The following is a 23,598-nucleotide window of genomic DNA, read 5'->3' on the forward strand; positions in this document are numbered from 1 at the left end:
TCTCAATCCTCATAGGAATGCCCCGCCCTCAGCCCATCACGCACCCGCGCGGCGATTTCAAGGAATTCCGGTGACTCGCGAATGTCGAGCGGGCGTTCATGTGGAAGCGTGGACTCGATCACATCCGTTACGCGGCCGGGACGCGGCGACATGACGACGATGCGTGTCGAGAGATAAACGGCTTCCGGGATCGAGTGCGTGACGAAGCAGATCGTCTTGTTGGTGCGCGACCAAAGCTCCAGCAATTGCTCGTTCAGATGATCGCGCACAATCTCGTCCAGCGCACCGAAAGGCTCATCCATCAACAGCAGATCGGCATCGAATGCCAGCGCGCGGGCAATCGACGCGCGCTGCTGCATGCCGCCGGAAAGCTGCCACGGGTATTTCTTGGCAAAGCCGCCGAGATTGACGAGATCGAGCGTGCGTTCGATCCGCTCCTTCTGCTCCTTGCGCGACAATCCCATGATTTCCAAAGGAAGCGCGACATTGCGCTCGATGGTGCGCCACGGATACAGGGCTGCGGCCTGAAAGACATAGCCATAGGCACGTTTTTCGCGCGCCTGTTCGGGCGTCATGCCATTGATGGAAATCGTGCCGGAAGTCGGCTTTTCGAGATCGGCGATGACGCGCAGAAACGTCGTCTTGCCGCAACCCGAAGGGCCGATAAAGGAAACGAACTCGCCCTTGTTTATGGTGAGATCAACATCGGCCAGCGCCCGCACCGGTCCGTCATTGGTCTCGAAGGTAAGGCTGAGATTTCGCGCCTCGATTACGGGGCTTGAGATTTTCGTGGCTGGCTTCATGGGGCTGGCTAAGGTGTTCATTGTAGTGAAAGCCCCTTACCGGGCGGCGCTGAGATACCCCCCTCTGCCCTGCCGGGCATCTCCCCCTCAAGGGGGGAGATCAGCAGATTTTGCCTACCAGCTTGTTCTTCAGCGAAAAGCGAAAACAGTTCTGAAATCTGATCTCCCCCCTTGAGGGGGAGATGGGCGGCAGCCCAGAGGGGGGTGATGACGATTGCCACGCTCAATCAAACCCCACTAACCGGAATACCGCTGCGCTCGACCTTGCGCGGGGCGGTGATTTCCTTCCATTTCGAAAGCGCGCGGTTGACCGGCGCGTTGGCCTCGCGCGCCACGAACTGACCGTGGCCGGGCTTCACGTCTACCTTGTCTTCTTCGATCGCCAACTCGCCACGCGTAAACACGAAGCGCGGCAGGCCGGTGACTTCGAAGCCTTCGAACACATTGTAATCGATGACCGACTGCTGCTTTTTCGAGGTGATCGTCTTCGAACGCTTCGGGTCCCAGACCACGATGTCGGCATCCGCGCCTTCGATGATCGCGCCTTTTTTCGGATAAACATTCAATATCTTGGCGATGTTCGTGGAGGTGACGGCGACGAATTCGTTCATCGTCAGGCGGCCGGTGTTGACGCCGCGCGTCCACAGAACCGGCATGCGGTCTTCCAGACCGCCCGTTCCGTTCGGGATTTTCGTGAAATCGCCGACGCCGGTGCGCTTCTGCTTGGTCGTGAAGGCGCAATGGTCGGTTGCGACCACTTGCAAACTGCCTGCCTGAAGACCGGCCCAAAGCGAATCCTGATGCAGCTTGTTGCGGAAAGGCGGGCTCATGACACGGCGCGCGGCATGGTCCCAATCCTTGTCGAAATACTCGCTCTCATCGAGCGTCAGATGCTGGATCAGCGGCTCGCCGAAAACACGCATTCCCTTCTGGCGCGCGCGGCGGATCGCTTCATGGCTCTGCTCGCACGACACATGCACGACATAGAGCGGCGCACCGGCCATATCGGCAATCATGATCGCGCGGTTGGTCGCCTCGCCTTCCACTTCGGGCGGGCGCGAATAGGCGTGGCCTTCCGGGCCATTATTGCCTTCATCGAGCAGTTTTCTGGAAAGCTGGGCAACGACATCGCCATTTTCGGCATGAACCAGCGGCAAAGCGCCGAGTTCCGCGCAGCGCTGGAACGACGAATACATCTCGTCGTCATCGACCATCAGCGCGCCCTTATAGGCCATGAAGTGCTTGAACGTGTTGATGCCGCGGTCGACGACCTGCGCCATCTCGTTGAACACCTGCTCGCCCCACCAGGTGATCGCCATGTGGAAAGTATAGTCGCAGCACGCCTTGACCGATTTGTTGTCCCACATCTGGATCGCTTCCAGCAAGGACTGGCCGGGGGACGGCAGGCAGAAATCGACGACCATCGTGGTGCCGCCAGCAAGTGCGGCGCGCGTGCCGCTTTCGAAATCGTCGGCGGAATAAGTACCCATGAACGGCATTTCGAGATGCGTGTGCGGGTCAATGCCGCCCGGCATTACATAGCAGCCCGTCGCATCGAACGTCTCGTCGCCTTTAAGGTCAGGCCCGATCTGGGTAATCGTTCCATTTTCGATCAGTAGATCGGCCTTATAGGTACGGTCGGCGGTGACGATCGTGCCGTTCTTGATGACTTTCGACATATAGCAGTTCCCCTTAGTTCTTCCGGCTTCTGGCGAGCGGTGAAGATTTCAGTCTAAGCGATTCACATCACTCCACAATCTCCGCCGTCTCGACCACGGCATGGAACAGAACGTTGCAGCCAGCAGCGGCCCATTCCGGGTAGATGTCTTCGTCTTCATTGTGCGACAGGCCATCGACGCATGGGCAGAAAATCATCGATGTCGGCGCGACGCGGTTGATCCAGCAGGAATCGTGGCCAGCACCGGAAACGATGTCGCGATGCGTGTAGCCAAGGCGTTCCGCTGCATCGCGAACCGCCTTGATGCAGCCTTCATCGAAGGCGACCGGATCGAAATGGCCGACTTCCTCGATCTCATGTTCGATGTCGAGCGCTTCGCAGACCGTGCCGATGCCGTCTTCGATGCGCGCGCGCATCTCGTCCAGCGTTTCCTTGTCGGGCGAGCGGATGTCGATGGTGAAGACCGTCCTGCCCGCGATGATGTTGCGCGAGTTTGGATAGATTTCCATATGACCGACCGTACCGACCGCATCGGGCTGGTAATCCATCGCGACTTCATGAACGAGCTCGGTGATGCGCGCCATGCCGAGACCGGCGTTGCGCCGCTTGTACATGGGCGTCGAGCCGGTGTGTGCCTCGGTGCCGGTGAGCGTTACCTGCAGCCAGTAAAGCCCCTGCCCGTGAGTGACGACGCCGATGTCGATATTTTCGTCTTCAAGGATCGGTCCCTGCTCGATGTGAAGTTCGAAAAACGCCTTCATCTTGCGGGTGCCGACTTCTTCCCCGCCCTTCCAGCCGATGCGCTCCAGCTCGTCGCCGAAGCGCTTGCCCTTGGCGTCGGTGCGGTCGTAAGCCCAATCCTGCTTCAGCACCCCAGCGAAAACACCGGAGGCCAGCATTGCGGGCGCGAAGCGCGCGCCTTCCTCATTCGTCCAGTTGGTGACGACGATGGGATGCTTGGTCTTGATGCCGAGATCATTGAGCGAGCGGATGACTTCGAGGCCGCCAAGCACGCCAAGCACGCCATCGAAATTGCCGCCGGTCGGCTGTGTGTCGAGGTGGCTGCCAACATAGACCGGCAGCGCTTCCGGGTCGGTTCCCTCGCGGCGCGCGAACATCGTGCCCATCTGATCGACGCCCATTTTCAGTCCGGCCTCGTCGCACCATTTCTGGAAAAGCTTGCGGCCTTCGCCGTCTTCGTCCGTCAGCGTCTGGCGGTTGTTTCCATTCGCGATGCCGGGTCCGATCTTCGCCATTTCCATCAACGAATCCCAGAGACGATCCGAGTTGATGCGCAGATTTTCGCCGGGAGCAGCCATTAACGACCTCAAACTTTCAGTTCAACTTCAACGAAAGACATCGGCTCGCCACCAGCATTGATGACATTGTGCTCGACACCTTCCTGGCGCCTGTAAGCGACGCCTGCCTCCATGTCCACCCGCCGGCTTCCGCCGCCGGGCTCTTCCAGCAGAAACGCACAGGGCGTCAGCGTCGTCACGACATAATCCATGCCGTGACGATGCCAGCCGGTTTCGGCACCAGGCAGGAAATCCCATCGTGTGACGCGTACTTTCTCGTCATCGATCAGGACTTCATGATGTGCCTGCGCCCGGCTCATGCCTGTTAATCCACAGCCCTCAAAACTTCACGGACATGATCGATCAACTCATCGATCTGGCCCTTGGTGATGATGAGCGGCGGCGACAAAGCGATGATGTCGCCGGTTGTGCGGATCAGCGCACCACGTTCGAATGCCTTCACGAATGCCTGGAATGCCCGCTTGGTCGGGCTTCCGGGGATCGATTCCAGCTCGATCGCGCCGATCAGGCCGATATTGCGGATGTCGATCACATGCGGCTCGCCCTTCAGCGAATGCAGCGCCTCTTCCCAATACGGTCCGATTTCCTCGCCGCGCGTCAGCAGGCCCTCTTCCTTGTAGGTGTCGAGCGTTGCGAGTGCGGCAGCGGACGCGATCGGGCTGCCGGAATAGGTGTAGCCGTGGAAAAACTCGATCAGATGTTCCGGTCCGTTCATGAAGGCGTCGTGGATTTCCTTCTTCACGAACACCGCGCCCATCGGGATCACGCCGTTGGAAACGCCCTTGGCGGTCACCATGATGTCGGGAACGACGCCGAAATAATCCGATGCGAATGGCGTGCCGAGACGGCCGAAACCGGTGATGACTTCGTCGAAAATCAGCAGGATGCCATGCTTGGTGCAGATGTCGCGCAGACGCTGCAAATAGCCCTGCGGCGGGATCAGAACGCCGGTCGAACCGGCAACCGGCTCCACGATGACCGCAGCGATGGTCGATGCGTCATGCAAAGTGACGATGCGCTCAAGCTCGTCCGCGAGTTCCGCGCCGTGCTCCGGCACGCCCTTCGTAAAGGCATTCTTGCCCGGCAGATGCGTGTGCGGCATGTGGTCGACGCCTGCAAGCAGCGTGCCGAACATCTTGCGATTGGTGACGATGCCGCCGACCGAAATGCCGCCGAAATTAACGCCGTGATAGCCGCGTTCGCGACCGATGAGACGGGTGCGCGCACCCTCGCCCTTCACGCGATGATAGGCCAGCGCCATCTTCAGCGCGGTATCGACCGATTCCGAACCGGAATTGGTGAAGAAAACATGGTCCATGCCCTTCGGGGCGATGTCGACCAGCCTGTTGGCCAGTTCGAACACGATCGGGTGGCCCATCTGGAAGGCCGGCGCATAATCGAGCTCGGCGGCCTGCTTCTGGATCGCCTCGGTGATTTTCGGGCGGCAATGACCGGCGTTTACGCACCAGAGGCCAGCCGTTCCATCGAGAATCTGGCGGCCATCGGAGGCCGTGTAATGCATATCCTTAGCAGCGACCAGCATACGCGGCGCTTGCTTGAACTGCCTGTTCGACGTGAACGGCATCCAAAACGCACTGAGATCGTTAGGCGCAACCTTGAGCCTGTTTGACATAACCAAGCATTCCCCTTGTAGTCTGTTTGATACGGCCAACGCTTGGTTCAACGCTCGTAGTCGTGCTACGATTTTTGACCGTTTGGACAAACGTTAGCACCGCCAGAGAGGCGGTCAAGGAAATAGTACCGGAAATGCCCCAAAGAGAGCGCGCTCCACAGGTCGGGAAAAACTGGTCCAGCGGATTGGTCCACAGGCGCGGCGATTTCACGGAAAGCCCAGCATGAACATCGACGTAAAGCCACAGCGCCGCACGACGCGCATCCAGCAGGAAAAGCGCGAAATCATCCTTGAAGCCGCACTCGATGTGTTTTCCACACATGGGTTTCGCGGGGCCACGATCGACCAGATAGCCGAAGCCGCAGGCATGTCGAAGCCCAATCTGCTCTACTATTTCCGGCGCAAGGAAGACATCCACACCACGCTGATGCAACGCCTTCTCGATACCTGGCTGGCGCCTCTGCGCGAGATCGACGATGTCGGCGATCCGATCACCGAAATCCGCTCCTACATTCGCCGAAAGCTGGAAATGGCGCGTGATTTTCCGCGTGAAAGCCGCCTGTTCGCCAATGAAATCCTTCAAGGCGCACCGCGCATCATGCCGATGCTGGAAGGCGAGTTGAAATCACTATGCGACGAGAAGGCAGCGATCATCAAAAGCTGGATGCGCAAGGGCCAGATCGTGCAGACAGACCCTTGGCATCTGATCTTTTCGATCTGGGCAACCACGCAGCATTATGCCGATTTCGACGTGCAGGTGCGCGCAGTGCTTGGCATCGATCGAGGCGGCGAAGGCCGGTTCGAAGACGCCGCGCGCTTTCTGGAAGGTCTTTTCCTCGACGGCTTGAGGCCGAAGACCTAAAGCATCGGACCGAAAAGTGGAATCCGGTTTTCGGACACTCCGATGCTCAACTAAAATGTTAGCGCGTTTGCGATTATCAGAAACAATCCGCCAACCAGCGTGATGTTGACCAACGTCAGATAAAGATGCGGGTCGCGTTCCTTGCCGTGAAACAGGAAGAGATTGTGATAGAGCGGCGTCGCGGCCAGCAAAAACACAATCAAGACGAGCGCAGCGGCAACAACCCACACTCCGAAAATCAGCAACAGGCCGCCCAGCAATTGCGCGGCGAAACCGAGCGCCAGCAATGGGGCGGGCAAAGGCCATCCATAGTTCGTGGCGAGAACCTTTCGCTCACTGAAATGGATGAAATTGCGAATTCCAGCGATGACAAAGAATGCGCCGAAAATCGCGCGTCCCAGGATCATCAAAATTGCCGCTGTCGTCATTGTCCCCTCCATTTGTTGGCAACGGGATTAGACGATCGGCTGCGCGATGGGAAGTCGGCGGCATGGTAAAGAGCCGCCTGTGCCAACATTGTTCTAAAGGGTGACTTGAGGAAGGCTGGCGTTGTGCGTCCTTCGAGGACGCACAACAACCGATCAAAGACTACGCCGCCTTGGCTCTGGCTACGGGATGAACAGCGTGAAAAGAGACACACAGCCGGTTCCAGACATTGATCATGCCAATAGCGACCGAAAGCTGCACCAGTTCCTGCTCGCTGAAATGGTTCAGCATTTCAGCATAAAGGCCATCCGTCACCGGCTTGTCGGCGATCCGCGTCAGCGTTTCCGTCCATTCGAATGCGGCGCGCTCGCGCTCGGAATAGAGCGGCGATTCACGCCAGGCGGAGACGAGATAGAGGCGCTGTTCACTCTCGCCATCATGGCGCGCTTCGCGTGTGTGCATGTCGATGCAATATGAGCAGCCATTGATCTGTGAAGCCCGAAGCTTGATCAGATGCAGCAATTCTTTTTCAAGGCCGCATTGATCGACAGTGGCATTCATCGCTTGCACTGCTTTCAGCAATTCAGTATCCGCTTTGAAGAATTCGAGACGTGGTTTCATGATCTTTTCCTTTCTTTTTCGATGAAAATCAGGCTTGCGGCCGCTGGTTGCGCGACACGAAGCTGCACGCGAAGGTGATAGCGCGTGGATCGGCTTCGGCCTGGTATCCGGCAACGATGTCCGAAAGCTTCGTTTCGGCCAGAACAGCGCGGTAGGCTCGTTCGGCCCGCAGCATGGCGGTGTTGATGCCGCATGGCTTCACATAGGAAGACGCTTCGAGCCTGCCCGGCCCGCGCTGCCGGATTTCGGCACAGCGAAAAGCCGGAGCCGGTCCCTCCACTGCAAGCACGATATCCAGAAGACTGATGCGCTCGGGCGTACGCGCAAGGCGATAGCCGCCATGCGGACCGGAGACGGATTCGAAAATCTTTGCGCCGGCAAGTTCCTTCAAATGCTTGAGAAGGTAGCTCGGTGACACGCCGTGATACTCGGCCAAGGCACTCGCTGGCAGCGTTCGCCCCTGCTCCAGACCAGCCAGCATCGTCGCGCAATGGATTGCTGCTTCGACCCCATCACCGAGTTTCATCATACATCTCCTATTTCAGATAATTCTTATCATGGATATTTTTTATCCACAATAATGAAATCGAAAACACGGCATGCGACATGCCGCGTTTCCTAAGCGATTTTCCAGATTGTCCCTTGCGCCGCAGCGCAGACTTTTTCCACGCCATCGTCGATGACGAAAATATCGCAAGCGCAGACGGCCTGGTTCGCGCCATTTCCGATAACCCTGGCACGGGCGACAAGCCGCGCGCCTTTGGCCGGGCGCAGATAGTTTATCTTGAACTCCAGCGTCAGCACTTTGATGCCGAGGACGGAACCGCCCGCGAAGGTCAGAGCGTTATCCGCGAGATAGCTGAGTATGCCGCCATGGGCGAAGCCATTTTGCTGCAGATGCTCCGGCTTCAAATCCAGCGCAAGCTCTGCATGCCCTTCTTCGAATGCCAGAAGTTCTGTGCCCAGTAAGGCACTGAAAGGTTGCGCGGCTAGAACCTGTCGTCCGATTTTCAACATTCAGTCACTTAACATTTCTACTGATGGCCGCCAAACATCCAGCGGCCATCGTGTTTGGAAAGCCTATTCCGCAGGCTCCGGAACCGGCGCTGGTGCAGGCTTGGCCATCGGATTGTTCGGGTGCTGCGTCCAGTTCGCATAGATAGGCGACACCGGCTTGTGGGTCCGTTCATCCATTGCGCCCACCGGTAATGCATCCAACGTGATGCAGCCTTCGACCGGGCAGACATTGACGCAGAGATTGCAGCCGACGCACTCGTCTTCCATGACCTCGAAATGGCGAAGGCCGTCGACCATGCTGGTGATCGCCTGATGCGATGTGTCTTCGCAGGCGATGTGGCAGCGACCGCATTTGATGCATGCGTCCTGATCGATATGCGCCTTCGCAACATAATTGAGGTTGAGATATTGCCAGTCGGTGACGTTGGGCGTCGCGCGACCGATAACATCGTCCAGCGAGGCGTGGCCCTTCTCGTCCATCCAGTTTTTCAGGCCTTCGATCATTTCCTCAACGATCTTGAAGCCGTAAGTCATAGCTGCGGTGCAGACTTGAACATTGCCCGCGCCCAGCGCCATGAATTCCGCCGCATCGCGCCATGTGGTGATGCCGCCAATGCCTGAAATCGGCAAGCCGCGCGTTTCGGGGTCTCGGGCGATTTCCGCCACCATGTTGAGCGCGATCGGCTTGACCGCCGGGCCGCAATAGCCGCCATGCGTGCCTTTGCCGTCGATCATCGGCTCGGGCGAGAACGTGTCGAGATTGACCGAGGTGATCGAGTTGATCGTGTTGATGAGCGACACGGCATCCGTGCCGCCCGCATGGGCCGCGCGCGCCGGCTTGCGGATGTCGGCAATGTTCGGCGTCAGCTTGGTGATGACGGGCATGCGCGTGTACTGCTTGCACCAGCGCACGACCATTTCGATATATTCCGGCACCTGCCCGACCGCCGCACCCATGCCGCGTTCCGACATGCCATGCGGGCAGCCGAAATTGAGCTCGATGCCATCCGCACCCGTTTCTTCGACCAGCGGCAGAATGGCCTTCCAGGCATTTTCCTCGCAAGGCACCATGATCGACGCGATCAGCGCGCGATCCGGCCAATCCATTTTGACCTGCTTCATTTCCTGAAGATTGACCTGAAGCTGACGGTCGGTGATGAGCTCGATATTGTTGAGGCCGAGCAAGCGGCGATCCGCCCCCCAGATCGCGCCGTAGCGCGGACCGTTGACGTTTACGACCGGCGGACCTTCCTCGCCAAGCGTCTTCCAGACGACCCCGCCCCACCCCGCCTTGAAGGCGCGGATGACATTGTAGGCCTTGTCGGTCGGCGGCGCGGACGCAAGCCAGAACGGATTTGGCGACTTGATGCCGACGAAATTATTGCGGATGTCTGCCATGCTCATGCCCTCCCATTCGAGGTGAGTGCTTTGTGAATGCTTTCGGCTGCATCGCGCCCTTGGGCGACAGCGGAAACCGTCAGATCGTCACCGCCGAAAATGCAGTCGCCACCGGCCCAGACCTTGGTCATAGACGTGCGACCTTCATCATCGACCTTGATGCGGCCTGCTTCCATGTCGAGCGATGCGCCGCTGCCGTTGAGTGCTGCGGGCTCGAAGCTCTGGCCGATCGCCTTGAACACCTGATCGGCTGGCAGAGTGATTTTCTCGCCCGTTCCGACAAGGCGTTCACCGTCGAGCTTTGTGTATTCGAGTTCGATCGCGCTGACGCGCCCGCCATCCGCGATGACACGGCTGGGCTGCAGCCAATGGCGGATCATCACGCCGTTGGCGGCGGCCAGATCCTGCTCATATTCGGAAGCGTTCATATGCTCCTGCCCGCGACGGTAGCAGATCGTGACCTCCTCCGCGCCAAGCAGCTTGGACTGCACGGCCGCATCGATGGCCGTCATGCCGCCGCCAATGACGACGACGCGCCGCCCAACCGGCAACGACCCCAGATCATGCGACTGCCGAAGAACGGAAATGAACGCGACCGCATTGTCGACGCCGTCCGCATCTTCACCATCGGCGCGCAACGCGTTGACGCCGCTCAGCCCCATGCCGAGGAAAACCGCATCATAGCTGCCGACCAGATCCGAGAGGTGATAATCGCGACCGAGCGCCGTATCGTTCTCGATCTTGATGCCGCCGATGCCGGTCACATAATCGACCTCGGCCTGCGCGAAATCCTCGGTGCTTTTGTAGGCCGCGATGCCGTATTCGTTGAGACCGCCAGCCTTGGAGCGGGCCTCGAGGATCGTCACTTCGTGACCGTGCTTTGCAAGACGATGCGCTGCCGCAAGGCCCGCCGGGCCAGCGCCGACTACGGCGATTTTTTTGCCGCTTGTCGCTTCGCGTTCGTAAAATTGCTTGTCCTGCTCCATCGCGATGTCAGTCGCATAGCGCTGGAGACGTCCGATCTGAACCGGCTTGCCTTCCGCGACCTCGCGCACGCAGACCTCTTCGCAAAGCGTCTCAGTCGGGCAAACGCGGGCGCACATGCCGCCAAGAATGTTCTGATCGAAGATCGTCTTGGCCGAACCGATGGGATTGCCGGTCGAAATCTGCCTTATGAACAGCGGAATATCGATCGAGGTCGGGCACGCCTGCATGCAGGGCGCATCGTAGCAGAAATAGCAACGATCGGATTCGACCAGCGCCTCATGATGATCCAGCGGCGGATGAAGGTCCGAGAAATTTTCGGCATATTGCGTGGGCGACAGACGTCCGCCGACAATACCTCCCTTGAAAAGTCCTTCTGCCATTCAAGTTCCCCATTATTTTCATTTTGAGGAAAGGCTAGCACAGATTATTTTTTTATCAATCGGTCAAATTTCTGGATAAGCAGTTGAATTTACGAGATAAAAACATGACAAATATAGTCATGTTTATGTGAAGTGGTGGCGCGTCCTTCGAAGCACGCAGGAACATTTCACCATCGCCACGCCCGCTTTCCGCGTCTGGCCATTGTCAAAGAACCGGGAGCGGGGCGCTTGCCCGTGCCTTCCTAGTAGTTTGTATACGTGGCGCGACGTCCGCACCCCGCCGGTCGGAGCTCGAAAAGCCAAGTTGTTGGCTTCTCGCCCGCTGCGCGGACCGCTCCTCACCTGCTACCCAGTCGGTCGGGCACAATGTTTCCTGCATTCAATAATGCAGGCAAACATCGCGGTTTCTCCGCACGCTTTGGGATGTTTCATCGGCGGGGTTTGTCACTTCCCGCCATGAACGCATCTTCGACGCGCCGACCTGTCGGATGCCCTCGGGTCCAACAGCTACCGTAGCTGTTGGCGGGAGGTCACCGCTGTCTGAACCGATACCCGGTGCGCACCGGCTTCCCGCTCAGACAGTGGGAGAATGATAGGTGCGGGGTGTGAGGGGGTGGATAAAAAACATGAAATTGGAGGTTTTTATTCACGCACCGGGTGGCAGATGAGAGGGGGTGTAGAAATTTGGCTAGAGCCTTTCCGGCTCGGGTAGAGCTGCCCCTCATCCCGCTGCCGCGACCTTCTCCCCGTTAAGGACGGGGAGAAGGAGGCTGACCGCAACGTTCACGTCCCCCTCTCCCCGTTCTTCACGGGGAGAGGGTAAGGGTGAGGGGCTCTTTCCATCAAAGCCTGAAATGATCCAAGCCTTTGAAGTCAAAACTATAAACGAATGACGACCGCCCGGAGCCATAGCGAAGGGCTCGAGCCAAAGCGAGCCTCGAAGGACGCACCTTTAACCCCGCAACCGCTCGAAATTCGCATCGAACAGCGGCGTCGGCTGCATCGTCGCGGCGTGGCGGCGGCCGAGGAATTCTATTTCGAAGCCGTCGCTTTCCTCGGCGATTTCCTTCGGCACATAGCCGATCGCGACGGACTTCTTTGAGCCATGTGCATAGCCGCCCGATGTGACCCAGCCGCGCACGTCTCCGTTGAACCAGATCGGCTCGTCGCCGATCACATCGGCATCGATTGCATCGACGACAAAGGCGCGAAGGCGAAGCTTGCCGCCTTCCTTGCGCTCGGCAGCAGCGGCGGCTTTTCCGATGAAATCGGCCTCCTTGGCATAGGCGACGAAGCGGTCCAGCCCTGCTTCCAGCGGGCCGTAGATCGGGCGGTATTCGCGTGCCCACGAACCGTAGTTCTTCTCAAGCCGCAGCGCATTCAAGGCGCGCGAGCCGAACAGGCCGATGCCGAACTCCTCGCCTGCTGCCATAAGGGCGGCATAGACCGCACGCTGATATTCCGGCGCGACCCAGATTTCGTAGCCGAGATCGCCGGTATAGCTGACGCGCCCGACGAGGCATGGCGACATTCCGATATCGATGCGCTGAATGGCCATGAAGGGAAAGGCCGAATTGGAGACACCCGCGCGAGTGACTTTCGCCAGCACCTCCCTCGCCTTCGGTCCGGCAATCGACAGGCCGGTCATGCGCTGTCCCAAGCCGTCGAGCGTCACTGAACCATCTGCCGGAAGGTGCTTCTCGAACCAGCGCATATGATACTGCTCGGCAATGCCGGAACCGGCGATATACCACTCATCGTTGCCCAGATTGGCAAGCGTGAAATCGCCGATCAGCTTGCCGTCTTCCTTCAGCATTGGTGCTAGTGTCATATGACCGGGCTGCGGCAGTTTGCAGGCAAGCAGCCTGTCAAGCCACGCGGCAGCGCCCGTGCCCTTGACGCTGTATTTCGCAAAGCCCGAAATCTCGGACAATCCAACGGCTTCGCGAACCGTTTTCACCTCGCCTGCGACATGCTCGAAATCGCTCGAGCGACGCCATGAGAACTCGTCCTTGACGCCTTCCGGCGCGAACCAGAGCGGCACCTCCAGCCCATAGGCAGCGCCCCATTGCGCACCTTTTTGCGAAAGAAGATCGTAAACCGGCGTCGTCTTCAGCGGACGCCCGGCAGGCAATTCCTCATTCGGGAAGCGGATAGAAAAGCGGCGCGAATAATTCTCGCGGACCTTGGCGTTCGTGTAGGCCATGCTCGCCCAGTCACCATAACGCGCAACATCCATTGCCCAGATATCCGCGCCCGGATCGCCCTCGATCATCCAGTTTGCGAGCGCCAGCCCGACACCGCCGCCCTGGCTGAACCCGGCCATCACGCCGCACGCGACCCAGAAGCCCGGCAGGCCGCGCACCGGCCCGACCAGCGGGTTGCCATCCGGCGCGAAGGTGAAAGGCCCGTTGATGATCTGCTTGATGCCCGTATTCTGGAACGCCGGGAAATGGCGGAAGCCGACTTCCAGAGAAGGCGCGATACGGTCGATATCCGGCTCCAGAAGTTCGTGGCCGAAGTTCCAAGGCGTCTGATATTCTGACCACGGCTTATTGGCCTTCTCATAGGTGCCCATGAGCATGCCGCCGCGTTCCTGACGCAAATAAAGCTCGCCGTCGAAATCAATCGCGTGGATGATTTCCGTGCCGGTCTTGCGGTTCCACTCGGCGACTTCGGGCATGTCCTCGGTGATGAGATACATATGCTCCATCGCCAGAACCGGCAGTTCCAGCCCAACCATGCGGCCCACTTCGCGCGCCCACAGGCCGCCCGCATTCACGACATGCTCGGTAACGATTTCACCCTTGTTGGTGATGACGCGCCACATGCCGTCTTCGCGCCGCACGATGTCTTCCACCTTATTGAAGCGTTCGACCTCCGCCCCCAGAACGCGCGCGGCTTTCGCATAGGCATGAGTGACGCCGGACGGGTCCAGATGCCCATCGACCACCGTGCGCACCGCGCCGACGAATTCGTTGGGATCGAGAAGCGGCATGATTTCGCCCGCTTCCTTGGCCGAAATTTCTTCCAGTTCGATACCGAGATACCTGCCCTTGGCGACAAGATTGCGCAGCCAGTCCATGCGCGCGGTGGTCGCTGCCAGCATCACGCCACCAGTCAGATGCACGCCCGTCGCCTGCCCCGAAAGCTCCTCGATTTCCTTGTAAAGATTGATTGTATATTTCTGCAATTTGGCGACGTTAGGATCGCCGTTCACCGTATGCATGCCGCCTGCCGCATGCCAGGTCGAGCCGGATGTCAGCTCGTCACGTTCGAGCAGAACGACGTCCTTCCACCCGGCCCGCGCCAGATGGAACAGGACGGAACACCCGACCACACCTCCGCCAATGACCACGACCTTTGCATGCGACTTCATGAGATTGTCCGTTTTTTCAATGGGTTGGATGGGGTTTGGGATTCAGGATGGGAAGGAGTTGAATCGATTTGTGAGGCGTAGCGCTCCGTCCAACACCCCTCATCCGACCTCGCTTCGCTCGGCCACCTTCTCCCGCAAGGGGAGAAGGAAATGCGCCCTGCCTTCTCCCCCTGTGGGAGAAGGCGCCCCGAAGGGGCGGATGAGGGGTGTTGGACGGAATGCGACACAAAAACCTCAAGGCTCCCCCACCCCAATATCTTCCTTGCGTTTCGCCACATAAGCGTCGAGTTCTTCGCGGATCGCCGCGTCCATCACCGGCTCCTCATACTCATCCAGCGCCTTCTTCCAAAGCCGCGTGGCGCGCTGCGTGGCGTCTAGCGCGCCAGCTTCCTGCCAGCTTTCGTAATTCTGCCAGTTCGAAACAAGCGGCTGATAGAAGGCGGTCGAATAGCGCTCCAGCGTGTGCGGCTCGCCGAAGAAATGGCCGCCGGTCGGCACGCGACCCAGAGCATCCAGCGCAAGCTCGCCCTCATTCACCTCGATCGGGCGCAGGAACTCCATGACGTGCTGGATCATTTCCACGTCGAGAATTAGCTTTTCGAACGAGGCGGTGAGCCCGCCTTCTTGCCAGCCAGCAGCGTGATAGACGAGATTTCCGTGGCCAAGCACCGCGCCCCACAGCCCCATCATGGTCTCGTATGCACCTTGCGCATCCGCCGCATTGGAAGCGCTGCCCGGCGTCGTGCGATAAGGCAGATTGTAGCGCCGCGCGAGCTGGCCGGACGCGACATTGGCCTTTGAATTTTCGGGGGTTCCGAAAGCGGGCGCGCCGGAGCGCATGTCCACATTCGAGGTGAACGCGCCGTAGATGACCGGCGTGCCGGGATTGATAAGCTGCGTGAGCACGATGCCGAAAAGCGCTTCCGCGTTCTGCTGCGCCAGCGCGCCTGCCAGCGTGACCGGGCTCATCGCACCCATGAGCGTAAAAGGCGTGATCGCGACAGACTGGCCGTGTTCGGCCATCGTCATCAACCCGTCGGACATGGAATCGTCGTAGCGGCGCGGCGAATTGACGGAGATGATCGTGGTGACGCCGGGGCTGGATTTCATTTCATCCAAAGTCAGCCCACGCGAAATCGCCATCATGTTGATGCCGTCCAGCGCGCGACCGGAACCGATTGCCGAGACGTGAAAGCTTTTGTCGGTGAGTGTGAGGTTCGCCAGATAGGTATCGAGATGGCGCGAATTCGCAGGCATTTCGACCGGCGCGCAGACCTGATTGCCGAGCATGTGGATGCAGTTGAAATGCTGCGCTAGGCGCACGAGATCGCAATAGTCGCGGTGGTTTCCAGACCGCCGACCGCGTTCGAAATCATGGACATTCGGCGGCCCGGCAACGAGGGTGAAGTTGATCGTATTGCCACCGATGGTGACACGATGGTCAGGGTTGCGCGGCGTGAGATCGAATGTCGATGGTGCGGTTTTCAATGCCTCATCGATCAGCCCGCGGTCCAGCCACACGGTTTGCGTCGCGTGATCAACCTTCGCACCGGCCTTCTCGAACACATCGAGCGCCTTCGGGCTCATCATCTCGATGCCGAAATTTTCCAGAATATGCATCGAGGCTTCATGGATCGCCTCGACCTGATCCGCCGACAAAAGCTGCATGGGCGGATAAGGGTTTCGCACCTGCCGCAATGGCAGTTGCGGGATGACGCTCGGCCCTTTGGATTGGGCGCGGGAGGCGGAGCGTCGGCGGCGAGGTTCAGCGTTCATCGACGCAGACTACGCCGCTTGCCTCGTCTTACTGTCAGAAAACCGTCACTTAACGGCGAGATTTTAACTCAGGCGTCATTTCGGATTTCGAATAATAAAATAGCGGCATTTTACGCCGGTATTTCAAAAACAGATTCAGCTATCTGGGCTTCTTGCCGAACACTTTGATGTATTCGGCCTCACCACCTCTGGCGAGCGCCTTGGCCTGCTTTACCCAGTCTTCGCGCTCGATACGGCCGTGGAAGCGCAGATGGTCATCGACCCATTCGCGCTCGGCTTTTTTCCAGGAGGCGACTTGCGCAAAGCTGTAGATGCCCAGCGAATGCAGGATGCCCTCAATCTTCGGGCCGACCCCCGAAATCATCTTGAGATCATCCGGGGTTGCCGGGCGTGCGATACTTTGCGGCCTGCCCTTTTCGGCGGCTGGCGATGGCACTTTCTTCGCCGGTTTCGCTCCGATGGCGGCACGCGCCGCTGCCGGGGAAGGCGCTGTCTTCACCGCACGCGGCTTTTGCCCGCGCTTGCCCTTCTGCTCGGCTTCTTCCTTTGGCGTGGCGGCGAGAGCGGGCTTCACCTCGCTGCTCACCGCCTGCCTGCCTTCGCCGCTTTCGGTGAGCGTTTTTTCCGACGCGGATTCGCCCGGAATCGCAGAGATTTTCTTCGAGGCCGCAACTTTCGGGCGGGCCTGCTTTTTCAATGCCTCGGCGGGCGTTTCCGGCGCATCGTTAGACGTGGCGGAGCTTGCAGCCCTGGTCGATTTGCGCGGCGCATTCGCAGGAGGCGGGGCGGCGGCAACATCTTCGACCTTCGGCTTGTCGAAGCTGATCACCGGCTCCATCCCTTGCAGAACATCATCCGACAGCCAGCAAAGACTTTTGTGCCCGCCGCCGAGTTCCTTCAGTGGCGGCACCTGCGTCTCGCAGAGATTGTCGGGAACGAGGTGCTTGTAGCGGCAGCGCGTCTGGAACGGGCAACCGCTTGGCGGGTTCATTGCCGAGGGAATGTCGCCCTCAAGCACGATGTGCTTCTTCACCACGCTCGTATCGGCAATCGGAATCGCGGACAAAAGCGCCTCGGTATAGGGGTGGTAAGGCGGCGCGAAAATCTGATCAGTCGTCCCCTGCTCCACGATGTAGCCGAGATACATGACCACCACGCGGTCGGCGATGTAGCGCACGACCGAGAGATCGTGGCTGATGAACAGCATGGTCGTGCCGGATTCGCGCTGAATATCCATCAGCAGTTCAGTGACTGCCGCCTGCACCGAAACGTCGAGCGCCGACACCGGCTCGTCCGCCACCACGACGCGTGCGCGTCCGGCGAAGGCACGGGCAACGCCGATGCGCTGCTTCTGACCGCCGGAAAGCTGACGCGGCATGCGCTCGGCGAAAGCGCGCGGCAGCTTCACCAGATCGAGCAGTTCCAGCATCCGGTTGCGCCGTTCGAGAACGGTCTTGCCGATCTTGAATTTTTCCAGCGTCCTGATGATCTGCGACCCGACCGAATGGCTTGGGTTCAACGTGTCAAACGGATTTTGAAACACCATCTGGATCGACGACACCGTATCGACATCGCGATTTTCGATGGCTGTCGATTGAATATTTCGATTTCCAAGCTTGATCTCGCCGGAACTCGCTGTTTCAAGACCGAGAAGAACCTTTGCAAGCGTGGATTTTCCGCAGCCGGATTCGCCGACGATGGCGACAGTCTCGGATTCGCGCGCCTCGAAGCTGATCGTTTCATTGGCCTTGACGACCCGGCCCTCGCCGCCGCCGAACACTTCGTTTGCCGCGACGCGATAGTATTTTTTCAAATTGTCGATCTTGAGAACGGTCGCGCCCGGTTTGACGGCCTCTTTCTTGGTCTTCGTGCCTTCGGGAAGTGCTGTCCAGTCGATCTGGTCGAACCGCACGCAGCGGCTGTTATGATTGTCGTGACCCTCGACGCTTATCATCGGGATTTCGGCCGCATCACACACGCCTTCCACAAAATGGTGGCAGCGCGGGCCGAAATTGCAGCCCTTCGGCCGCTCATGCGGCAGCGGCAACTGGCCAGGAATTGCGATGAGCGGGCGCGAATTCTTGTCGGCTCCGGGCAGCGGGATCGAGCGGAAAAGACCTTGCGTGTAGGGGTGGCGCATGCGGTCGAACACGTCTTTGACAGTACCCGTCTCGACCGCCTCGCCCGAATACATGACCGTGATACGGTCGCAGGTTTCGAGGATCAATCCGAGATTGTGCGACACGAAGATCATCGACGTGCCGAACTGCTTGCCAAGGCCCTTCACCAGATCGACGATGCCCGCCTCGACCGTCACGTCCAGTGCGGTCGTCGGCTCGTCGAGCAGAAGCAGCGCTGGCTTCGAAAGCAGCGCCATCGCGATGACGATGCGCTGCTGCTGACCGCCGGAAAGCTGGTGCGGGTAAGATTTCATCATGCGTTCGGGGTCGGGAAGGCGCACGGCCTTCAGCATTTCGAGCGAGCGGTTGTAAGCCTCTCCCTTCGACACTTTTTCGTGGATCAGCGGGACTTCCATCAATTGCCGACCGACCTTCATCGCCGGATTGAGGCTGGCCATCGGCTCCTGATAGATCATCGCGATCTTATTGCCGCGGATCGAGCGGAGCTCCTCCTCGGACAATTCGCCCATGTCCTTGCCCTGGAACTTGATGCGCCCGCCGACGATTTTGCCGACATTGGACAGGTCGCGCATGATGCCAAGCGAGACGGTGGATTTGCCGCAGCCGGATTCACCGACAATGCCCATCGCCTCACCGGGCGCGACGGAGCAGGAAAAGTCCATGACGGCGGGGATTTCCCCGCGCCGCGTGAAGAAGGAGATCGACAGGTTTTCGATTTCGAGGATGGGCTGGGCGCCTGGCGTGGCTGTGACGGCTTCGTTCACGGCGTGCTCCTTCTCCAAAATGTGTGATCCTCGGATGAATAAACGCTCATCCGCATCAATCCTTCATCGACTGTTCGCGAAGCGCATCGGCCAGAAGATTGAGGCCGAGCACGAAGGACATGAGCGCGATTGTCGGCGGCAGCGCGGGGTGGATGAAGGAGCGCAGCAGACGGCTGGCATCCTTGATCGCGGTTCCCCAATCCGGGCTTTCAGGCGCCAGACCAAGACCGAAATAACCGAGCGTGCCGAGCAGGATCGTCGTGTAGCCGATGCGCAGGCACGCATCGACGATCAACGGACCGCGCGCATTGGGCAGGATTTCCCAAAGCATGATGTACCAGGGCGTCTCGCCGCGCGTCTGCGCCGCCGCCACGTAATCGCGGGTTTTGATGTCCATCACCAAACCGCGCACGATGCGGAACACGCCCGGACTGGACGCGAAAACCACCGCCACAAAGATGTTGAGCTGGTTCGGATCGATGCGGACGATGCCCAGCGGATCGGCATTGAAAACCAGCCCCGCATAAATCCAGCCGCCGATGATGAAGGTCAGCGCAAGCTGAACGAATACGAGCTGCGGACGGTTTTTGTACCGTGTGTAGAACAACACCGCGAAAAAGATGATCGGAAACAAGAAGAACAGGCCAGCCATGCCGTAAGGGATCGGCGTGTCCATGATGCCCGGCGTAACCAGCAGGTAGAAAAGCAGGATGACCGGGAATGCCAGAACGAGATTGGCAAGAAAGGACAGGAAGGCATCAATACGCCCGCCATAATATCCCGCAGGCAGGCCGAGCGTCACACCGACCATAATTGCGAAGGCCGTGGCCGCAGGCGCGATGATCAAGACGATCTGGCTGCCGAAAACCATGCGGCTGAAAATATCGCGCGCCAGCTTGTCACCGCCGAAGAGATAGACCGCACCGGTATCTGGAACGACAGCACCCGGCAGCGCATCCTTCATGATCGGGATTTGCCCGAGCGGGTCGAAGGGTGAAACGGTGCTGGCGAATATGGCTGTGAACAGCCAGAAAAAGCAGATCACGACACCGGTGATGCCGACGCCCGTATCGAAAAGCTGGCCGTAAAGTCCGAGTCGTTTCTTGAATATCAGACTGGCGGCAAGCACGATGGCCAACGCGATCCAGACCGGCCAGAAGCGCACGAGTACGCCGAGAAAAATCTGAAAAGCGCCGACAAATTCCAACTGCATCAGCCCATCCCCCTACTGAACTCTGATGCGTGGATTGAGATATGCGTAGCCGATGTCCGAGATGAGCTGCGTGAACAGCACCACGAAAACCGAAACCAGCGAGCATCCCAGCAAAAGGTCGATGTCATTATTGCCTGCGGCCTCGACCAGCGTGTAGCCAAAACCCTGATAGCGGAACATCGTTTCCACGATGACGACGCCAGTCAAAAGCCACGGAAACTGCAGCATGATGACCGTGAACGGCGCGATAAGCGCGTTGCGCAGCGCGTGCTTCATCACAACGCTTCTGAAACTCAGACCTTTCAGCCGCGCCGTGCGGATATATTGCTGCGTCATGACCTCGATCATCGAGGCGCGCGTCATGCGGGCGATGTAGCCGATGCCGTAGATTGCCATCGTCATCACCGGCAGCGTGAAATTATAGAAACTGATGCCCTGATTGGTAGCGCTCGCCGCCGACCCGTTCAGCCAGCCGAGCCATGAGGCGAAGATGACGGTGAAGATGACGCCCGACACATATTCCGGCGTCGCGGTGGTTGCGATAGAAGCGACGGACAGCGTGCGATCGGTGCGCGTGCCTTCGCGCATGCCTGCCACGATGCCGATCAAAAGCGCGATGGGGACCATCGTCACCATCACCCAGAACATCAAAATGCCCGTTGCACCGAGCGCCGGGAAAAGCTTGGCGGAAACGGTGGTTCGAAACTTGGTCGAGCAACCGAAATCGCCCTGGATCACCCCCGAATAGGTCGGAACGTCCGGCTCGTCGCAAAAGCGGAAGCGCGGTGTCGCCTGGCCAGTCGTCGCATCGATATTCGGCTGCTTGGGCATGACGCCCAGCCACTGGCCGTAGCGCACGAAGAAATTCTGCCGGTAGCCGTTCTTGACCAGCCAGCTTTCGAGCTGCTCGGCTGTCGCACGTTGCTCCGTCTGGCTGATCGCCAGCTTCTTGAGATTGGGCTCAAGATTGATGAGAAAAAAGACGACAAGCGTCAGGCACAACATGGTCAAGGTCATGATGCCGAGCCGACGCAATACAAATGAAAGCATGAGGTCCCCCTGCCTTCCCGGTTGGGGTCAGTCGCAACGGACATTTCCAAGCATCAGACCGAAGACGGTATCCGGTATTCGGCTGATCCCGACGCTCATCTAATGAAAGAGGGGCGCCAAGGCCCCTCTTTCAGTTTCAAGACATTAAGCTTCGTCGAGCCAGACCTTGCCGAGATCGATCTCGAACGTCGGGTGCATTCCATGGTTTTTAACGGCCTCCACGGAGTGATTGTAGAGCTTGCGCCAGTAAGGCTGGATGATGATGCCGGAATCCTGGATCATCTTTTCGATCTCTTCCATCATCGCTTTGCGCTTATCGACGTCTGCAACGGCGAGCGCCTCTCCGAGCTTCTTGTCGAAGTCGGGGTTGGACCAGCCGCTTTCGTTCCACGCCTCGCCGGTGCGATAGGCGAGCGACAGAACCTGCACGCCGAGCGGGCGCATGTTCCAGTTGGTCATCGAGTAAGGATATTTCGTCCAGTCGTTCCAGAAGGTCGACCCCGGAAGAACCGTACGCTTGACCTTGATGCCCGCCTCGCGAAGCTGGGCTGCGATCGCGTCACCGGTGTTCTTGTGCCAGTCCTCATCCACGGTGATGAGGTCGTGCTCGTAATCGGCCTGACCGGCTTCGGCCATCAGCGCCTTGGCCTTTTCCATGTCGCGGGTGATCTTCGGAAGCTCGAAATATTCCGGGTGGATCTGGCAGACATGGTGGTTTTCGGCAACGGTGCCGGCACCGCCATAGCCAAGCTGAAGGATGGTCGCATTGTCGACCGCAAGCTGCAATGCCTGACGGACCTTCTGGTCGTCATAAGGCTTGTTGGTGACGTTGGTGCGCGCAACGAGCGTCGTCGCCGTCACGACTTCCGACTTCACCAGGCCGAGACCGTCGAGGATCGACACATAATCTGCCGTGGTTTCGTAGTTGGAATGGATTTCGCCGGCTTCGAACGCGCTGACCGTGGCTGCCGGATCGGTGCCGTAATCGATGAATTCGACGCCGTCGAGCAGCGCTTCGCCTCCCCACCACTTGCCGTCTTCGCGACGCTTGTAGACGACGCTCTGGCCGACATCGAACGAGACGAGTTCGAACGGGCCGGTACCGATCGGATTGCGGGTGAAATCGGCGCCGGTTTCATCAAAGCTGCGGTGAACGACAAGGCCGGGATAGTCTGCGAGATTGGGAACGAAGGAGATGTCGGAAGCGGTGAGCGTGACTTTTACGGTGTGGTCATCGACCTTGGTGATCGCGCCGTCGCGCGCCTTGCCGGTGTCCTTGTCGACCAGCGTGCCCATGCGGGCGGCCATCGAATTGCCCTCGGCCTTGCTGTCGCACCAACGGGTCAGGTTGAAGATGACATCTTCCGCGGTGAAGGCGTCGCCATTCGTCCAGGTGACGTTCTGGCGAAGTTTCAAGACATATTCCGTCGCATCGTCATTCACTTCCCAGGCTTCGAGAAGATATGGCTCGAACGTGTATTCGCGGGTGTACTTGACCAAAGGCTCGAGCGACTGGCGCTGGGAGTTCGCGATTTCGGACCAGTCCGCCATGCGCGGATCTTTTGGAGCCTTGATGAACATGGCGATCTTGATGACGCCGCCCTTCTTGCCCTCTTCCTGCGCCATCGCAGGCGTTGGGGCGGCAAGTCCGATCATGCCGTAAGCCATGGCCGTCGTCGCACCGAATGCGCTGGCCAAAGCGAGAAATTCGCGGCGGTCCACCTTTCCGGCCCTGGCCTGCTCGGCCATCTCCAGAATATGGTCCGGGACACTATCTCCGTTGCTCTTGTAGAACGTCATCGCAATCTCCCATTGTTGGCTTTCCGCCGTTTAACATTCCGTATCCCGCAGGCGTTGTCAAAACGCGCAGAACATAGAAGGTGGAGGAAATGTGCAACTTTGATGGGAGGGCAACATGCGCGATAGCGACAAGCTTGACGCAAAATCGACAATGCCCGCGAAAAGCAATAAAAATACCGCCTAGATTATATTGATACAATTCCGTCTGGCCACACAGCGCCAGAAGACGAAGACTGTAAGGCCACGCAATCCTGGCCGAAGATACTTGGATCTAAAGCGTGTTGCGATCTTTCAGATTCGCTTCCTACGCTTTAGGTCTTTGTTTTCACGCATGTCTTTATCCCAAAACCG

The 23,598-nt window shown here is 58.9% G+C and carries 17 protein-coding genes and 1 pseudogene; 1 reads left to right on the top strand and 17 read right to left on the bottom strand.

Going from position 1 to position 23,598, the window contains the following annotated elements:
• Positions 1-2 precede the first annotated feature (2 nt).
• The 5 genes from ABFT80_RS12030 to ABFT80_RS12050 all read right to left on the bottom strand — a co-directional run bounded on the left by ABFT80_RS12030 (position 3) and on the right by ABFT80_RS12050 (position 5,433).
• The gene (locus ABFT80_RS12030; RefSeq protein ID WP_347972221.1) at positions 3-803 is read right to left on the bottom strand and encodes an ABC transporter ATP-binding protein; all 801 of its coding nucleotides are present in this window, start codon (positions 801-803) and stop codon (positions 3-5) included.
• A gap of 227 nt (positions 804-1,030) precedes the next feature.
• Positions 1,031-2,482 (bottom strand): dihydropyrimidinase, encoded by a 1,452-nt coding sequence (hydA, locus tag ABFT80_RS12035; protein WP_347972146.1) that lies wholly within the window; start codon positions 2,480-2,482, stop codon positions 1,031-1,033.
• 67 nt (positions 2,483-2,549) lie between these two features.
• On the bottom strand, positions 2,550-3,800 hold the full coding sequence (locus ABFT80_RS12040) for a Zn-dependent hydrolase (protein WP_347972147.1): 1,251 nt from the start codon (positions 3,798-3,800) through the stop codon (positions 2,550-2,552).
• Positions 3,801-3,808: 8 nt separating this feature from the next.
• On the bottom strand, positions 3,809-4,099 hold the full coding sequence (locus ABFT80_RS12045; protein WP_347972148.1) for a cupin domain-containing protein: 291 nt from the start codon (positions 4,097-4,099) through the stop codon (positions 3,809-3,811).
• A gap of 5 nt (positions 4,100-4,104) precedes the next feature.
• Entirely contained in the window at positions 4,105-5,433 is a 1,329-nt protein-coding gene (locus tag ABFT80_RS12050) for an aspartate aminotransferase family protein (RefSeq protein ID WP_347972149.1), read from the bottom strand.
• A 223-nt stretch (positions 5,434-5,656) separates the two neighbouring features.
• On the opposite strand from ABFT80_RS12050, the gene ABFT80_RS12055 reads away from it, so the two are divergent.
• Positions 5,657-6,295 carry a TetR family transcriptional regulator C-terminal domain-containing protein gene (locus tag ABFT80_RS12055; RefSeq protein ID WP_347972150.1) on the top strand — a complete coding sequence of 213 codons (639 nt, stop codon included), beginning with the start codon at positions 5,657-5,659 and terminating at the stop codon, positions 6,293-6,295.
• A 50-nt stretch (positions 6,296-6,345) separates the two neighbouring features.
• Here the strand turns inward: ABFT80_RS12055 and ABFT80_RS12060 are convergent, their stop codons facing one another.
• The 12 genes and pseudogenes from ABFT80_RS12060 to ABFT80_RS12115 form a co-directional block, all read right to left on the bottom strand.
• On the bottom strand, positions 6,346-6,723 hold the full coding sequence (locus ABFT80_RS12060) for a DoxX family membrane protein (protein ID WP_347972151.1): 378 nt from the start codon (positions 6,721-6,723) through the stop codon (positions 6,346-6,348).
• 160 nt (positions 6,724-6,883) lie between these two features.
• A complete protein-coding gene (locus ABFT80_RS12065) occupies positions 6,884-7,342 on the bottom strand; it encodes a carboxymuconolactone decarboxylase family protein (protein ID WP_347972152.1) in 459 nt (152 codons plus the stop codon).
• Positions 7,343-7,370: 28 nt separating this feature from the next.
• A complete protein-coding gene (locus ABFT80_RS12070; RefSeq protein ID WP_347972222.1) occupies positions 7,371-7,868 on the bottom strand; it encodes an RrF2 family transcriptional regulator in 498 nt (165 codons plus the stop codon).
• Between the two features lie 92 nt (positions 7,869-7,960).
• Positions 7,961-8,359: a PaaI family thioesterase gene (locus ABFT80_RS12075; protein WP_347972153.1), complete on the bottom strand. Its 399-nt coding sequence runs from the start codon at positions 8,357-8,359 to the stop codon at positions 7,961-7,963.
• A 63-nt stretch (positions 8,360-8,422) separates the two neighbouring features.
• Positions 8,423-9,757 carry an NAD-dependent dihydropyrimidine dehydrogenase subunit PreA gene (gene preA / locus ABFT80_RS12080; protein WP_347972154.1) on the bottom strand — a complete coding sequence of 445 codons (1,335 nt, stop codon included), beginning with the start codon at positions 9,755-9,757 and terminating at the stop codon, positions 8,423-8,425.
• Positions 9,758-9,759: 2 nt separating this feature from the next.
• Positions 9,760-11,124, bottom strand: coding sequence for an NAD(P)-dependent oxidoreductase (locus ABFT80_RS12085; protein WP_347972155.1), 1,365 nt, complete (start codon positions 11,122-11,124; stop codon positions 9,760-9,762).
• Positions 11,125-12,076: 952 nt separating this feature from the next.
• Positions 12,077-14,503 carry a GcvT family protein gene (locus ABFT80_RS12090; protein WP_347972156.1) on the bottom strand — a complete coding sequence of 809 codons (2,427 nt, stop codon included), beginning with the start codon at positions 14,501-14,503 and terminating at the stop codon, positions 12,077-12,079.
• 234 nt (positions 14,504-14,737) lie between these two features.
• The gene (locus tag ABFT80_RS12095; protein WP_347972157.1) at positions 14,738-16,279 is read right to left on the bottom strand and encodes a trimethylamine methyltransferase family protein; all 1,542 of its coding nucleotides are present in this window, start codon (positions 16,277-16,279) and stop codon (positions 14,738-14,740) included.
• A 763-nt stretch (positions 16,280-17,042) separates the two neighbouring features.
• Positions 17,043-19,184: pseudogene (locus ABFT80_RS12100) on the bottom strand (dipeptide ABC transporter ATP-binding protein); the annotation flags it as partial.
• Positions 19,185-19,239: 55 nt separating this feature from the next.
• On the bottom strand, positions 19,240-20,397 hold the full coding sequence (locus ABFT80_RS12105) for an ABC transporter permease (protein ID WP_347972158.1): 1,158 nt from the start codon (positions 20,395-20,397) through the stop codon (positions 19,240-19,242).
• Between the two features lie 12 nt (positions 20,398-20,409).
• Positions 20,410-21,447, bottom strand: coding sequence for an ABC transporter permease (locus tag ABFT80_RS12110; protein WP_347972159.1), 1,038 nt, complete (start codon positions 21,445-21,447; stop codon positions 20,410-20,412).
• 144 nt (positions 21,448-21,591) lie between these two features.
• Positions 21,592-23,247, bottom strand: coding sequence for an ABC transporter substrate-binding protein (locus ABFT80_RS12115; RefSeq protein ID WP_347972160.1), 1,656 nt, complete (start codon positions 23,245-23,247; stop codon positions 21,592-21,594).
• Positions 23,248-23,598: the final 351 nt, after the last annotated feature.

Source organism: Foliimonas ilicis, from assembly GCF_039939195.1.
In the GTDB taxonomy this organism is placed as follows: domain Bacteria; phylum Pseudomonadota; class Alphaproteobacteria; order Rhizobiales; family Rhizobiaceae; genus Foliimonas; species Foliimonas ilicis.

Coding starts and splice junctions, on each gene's coding strand:
- ABFT80_RS12030 (WP_347972221.1), bottom strand. CDS start 803: ATGAAGCCAGCCACGAAAATCTCAAGCCCCGTAATCGAGGCGCGAAAT.
- hydA (WP_347972146.1), bottom strand. CDS start 2,482: ATGTCGAAAGTCATCAAGAACGGCACGATCGTCACCGCCGACCGTACC.
- ABFT80_RS12040 (WP_347972147.1), bottom strand. CDS start 3,800: ATGGCTGCTCCCGGCGAAAATCTGCGCATCAACTCGGATCGTCTCTGG.
- ABFT80_RS12045 (WP_347972148.1), bottom strand. CDS start 4,099: ATGAGCCGGGCGCAGGCACATCATGAAGTCCTGATCGATGACGAGAAA.
- ABFT80_RS12050 (WP_347972149.1), bottom strand. CDS start 5,433: ATGTCAAACAGGCTCAAGGTTGCGCCTAACGATCTCAGTGCGTTTTGG.
- ABFT80_RS12055 (WP_347972150.1), top strand. CDS start 5,657: ATGAACATCGACGTAAAGCCACAGCGCCGCACGACGCGCATCCAGCAG.
- ABFT80_RS12060 (WP_347972151.1), bottom strand. CDS start 6,723: ATGACGACAGCGGCAATTTTGATGATCCTGGGACGCGCGATTTTCGGC.
- ABFT80_RS12065 (WP_347972152.1), bottom strand. CDS start 7,342: ATGAAACCACGTCTCGAATTCTTCAAAGCGGATACTGAATTGCTGAAA.
- ABFT80_RS12070 (WP_347972222.1), bottom strand. CDS start 7,868: ATGAAACTCGGTGATGGGGTCGAAGCAGCAATCCATTGCGCGACGATG.
- ABFT80_RS12075 (WP_347972153.1), bottom strand. CDS start 8,359: ATGTTGAAAATCGGACGACAGGTTCTAGCCGCGCAACCTTTCAGTGCC.
- preA (WP_347972154.1), bottom strand. CDS start 9,757: ATGGCAGACATCCGCAATAATTTCGTCGGCATCAAGTCGCCAAATCCG.
- ABFT80_RS12085 (WP_347972155.1), bottom strand. CDS start 11,124: ATGGCAGAAGGACTTTTCAAGGGAGGTATTGTCGGCGGACGTCTGTCG.
- ABFT80_RS12090 (WP_347972156.1), bottom strand. CDS start 14,503: ATGAAGTCGCATGCAAAGGTCGTGGTCATTGGCGGAGGTGTGGTCGGG.
- ABFT80_RS12095 (WP_347972157.1), bottom strand. CDS start 16,279: ATGAACGCTGAACCTCGCCGCCGACGCTCCGCCTCCCGCGCCCAATCC.
- ABFT80_RS12105 (WP_347972158.1), bottom strand. CDS start 20,397: ATGCAGTTGGAATTTGTCGGCGCTTTTCAGATTTTTCTCGGCGTACTC.
- ABFT80_RS12110 (WP_347972159.1), bottom strand. CDS start 21,447: ATGCTTTCATTTGTATTGCGTCGGCTCGGCATCATGACCTTGACCATG.
- ABFT80_RS12115 (WP_347972160.1), bottom strand. CDS start 23,247: ATGACGTTCTACAAGAGCAACGGAGATAGTGTCCCGGACCATATTCTG.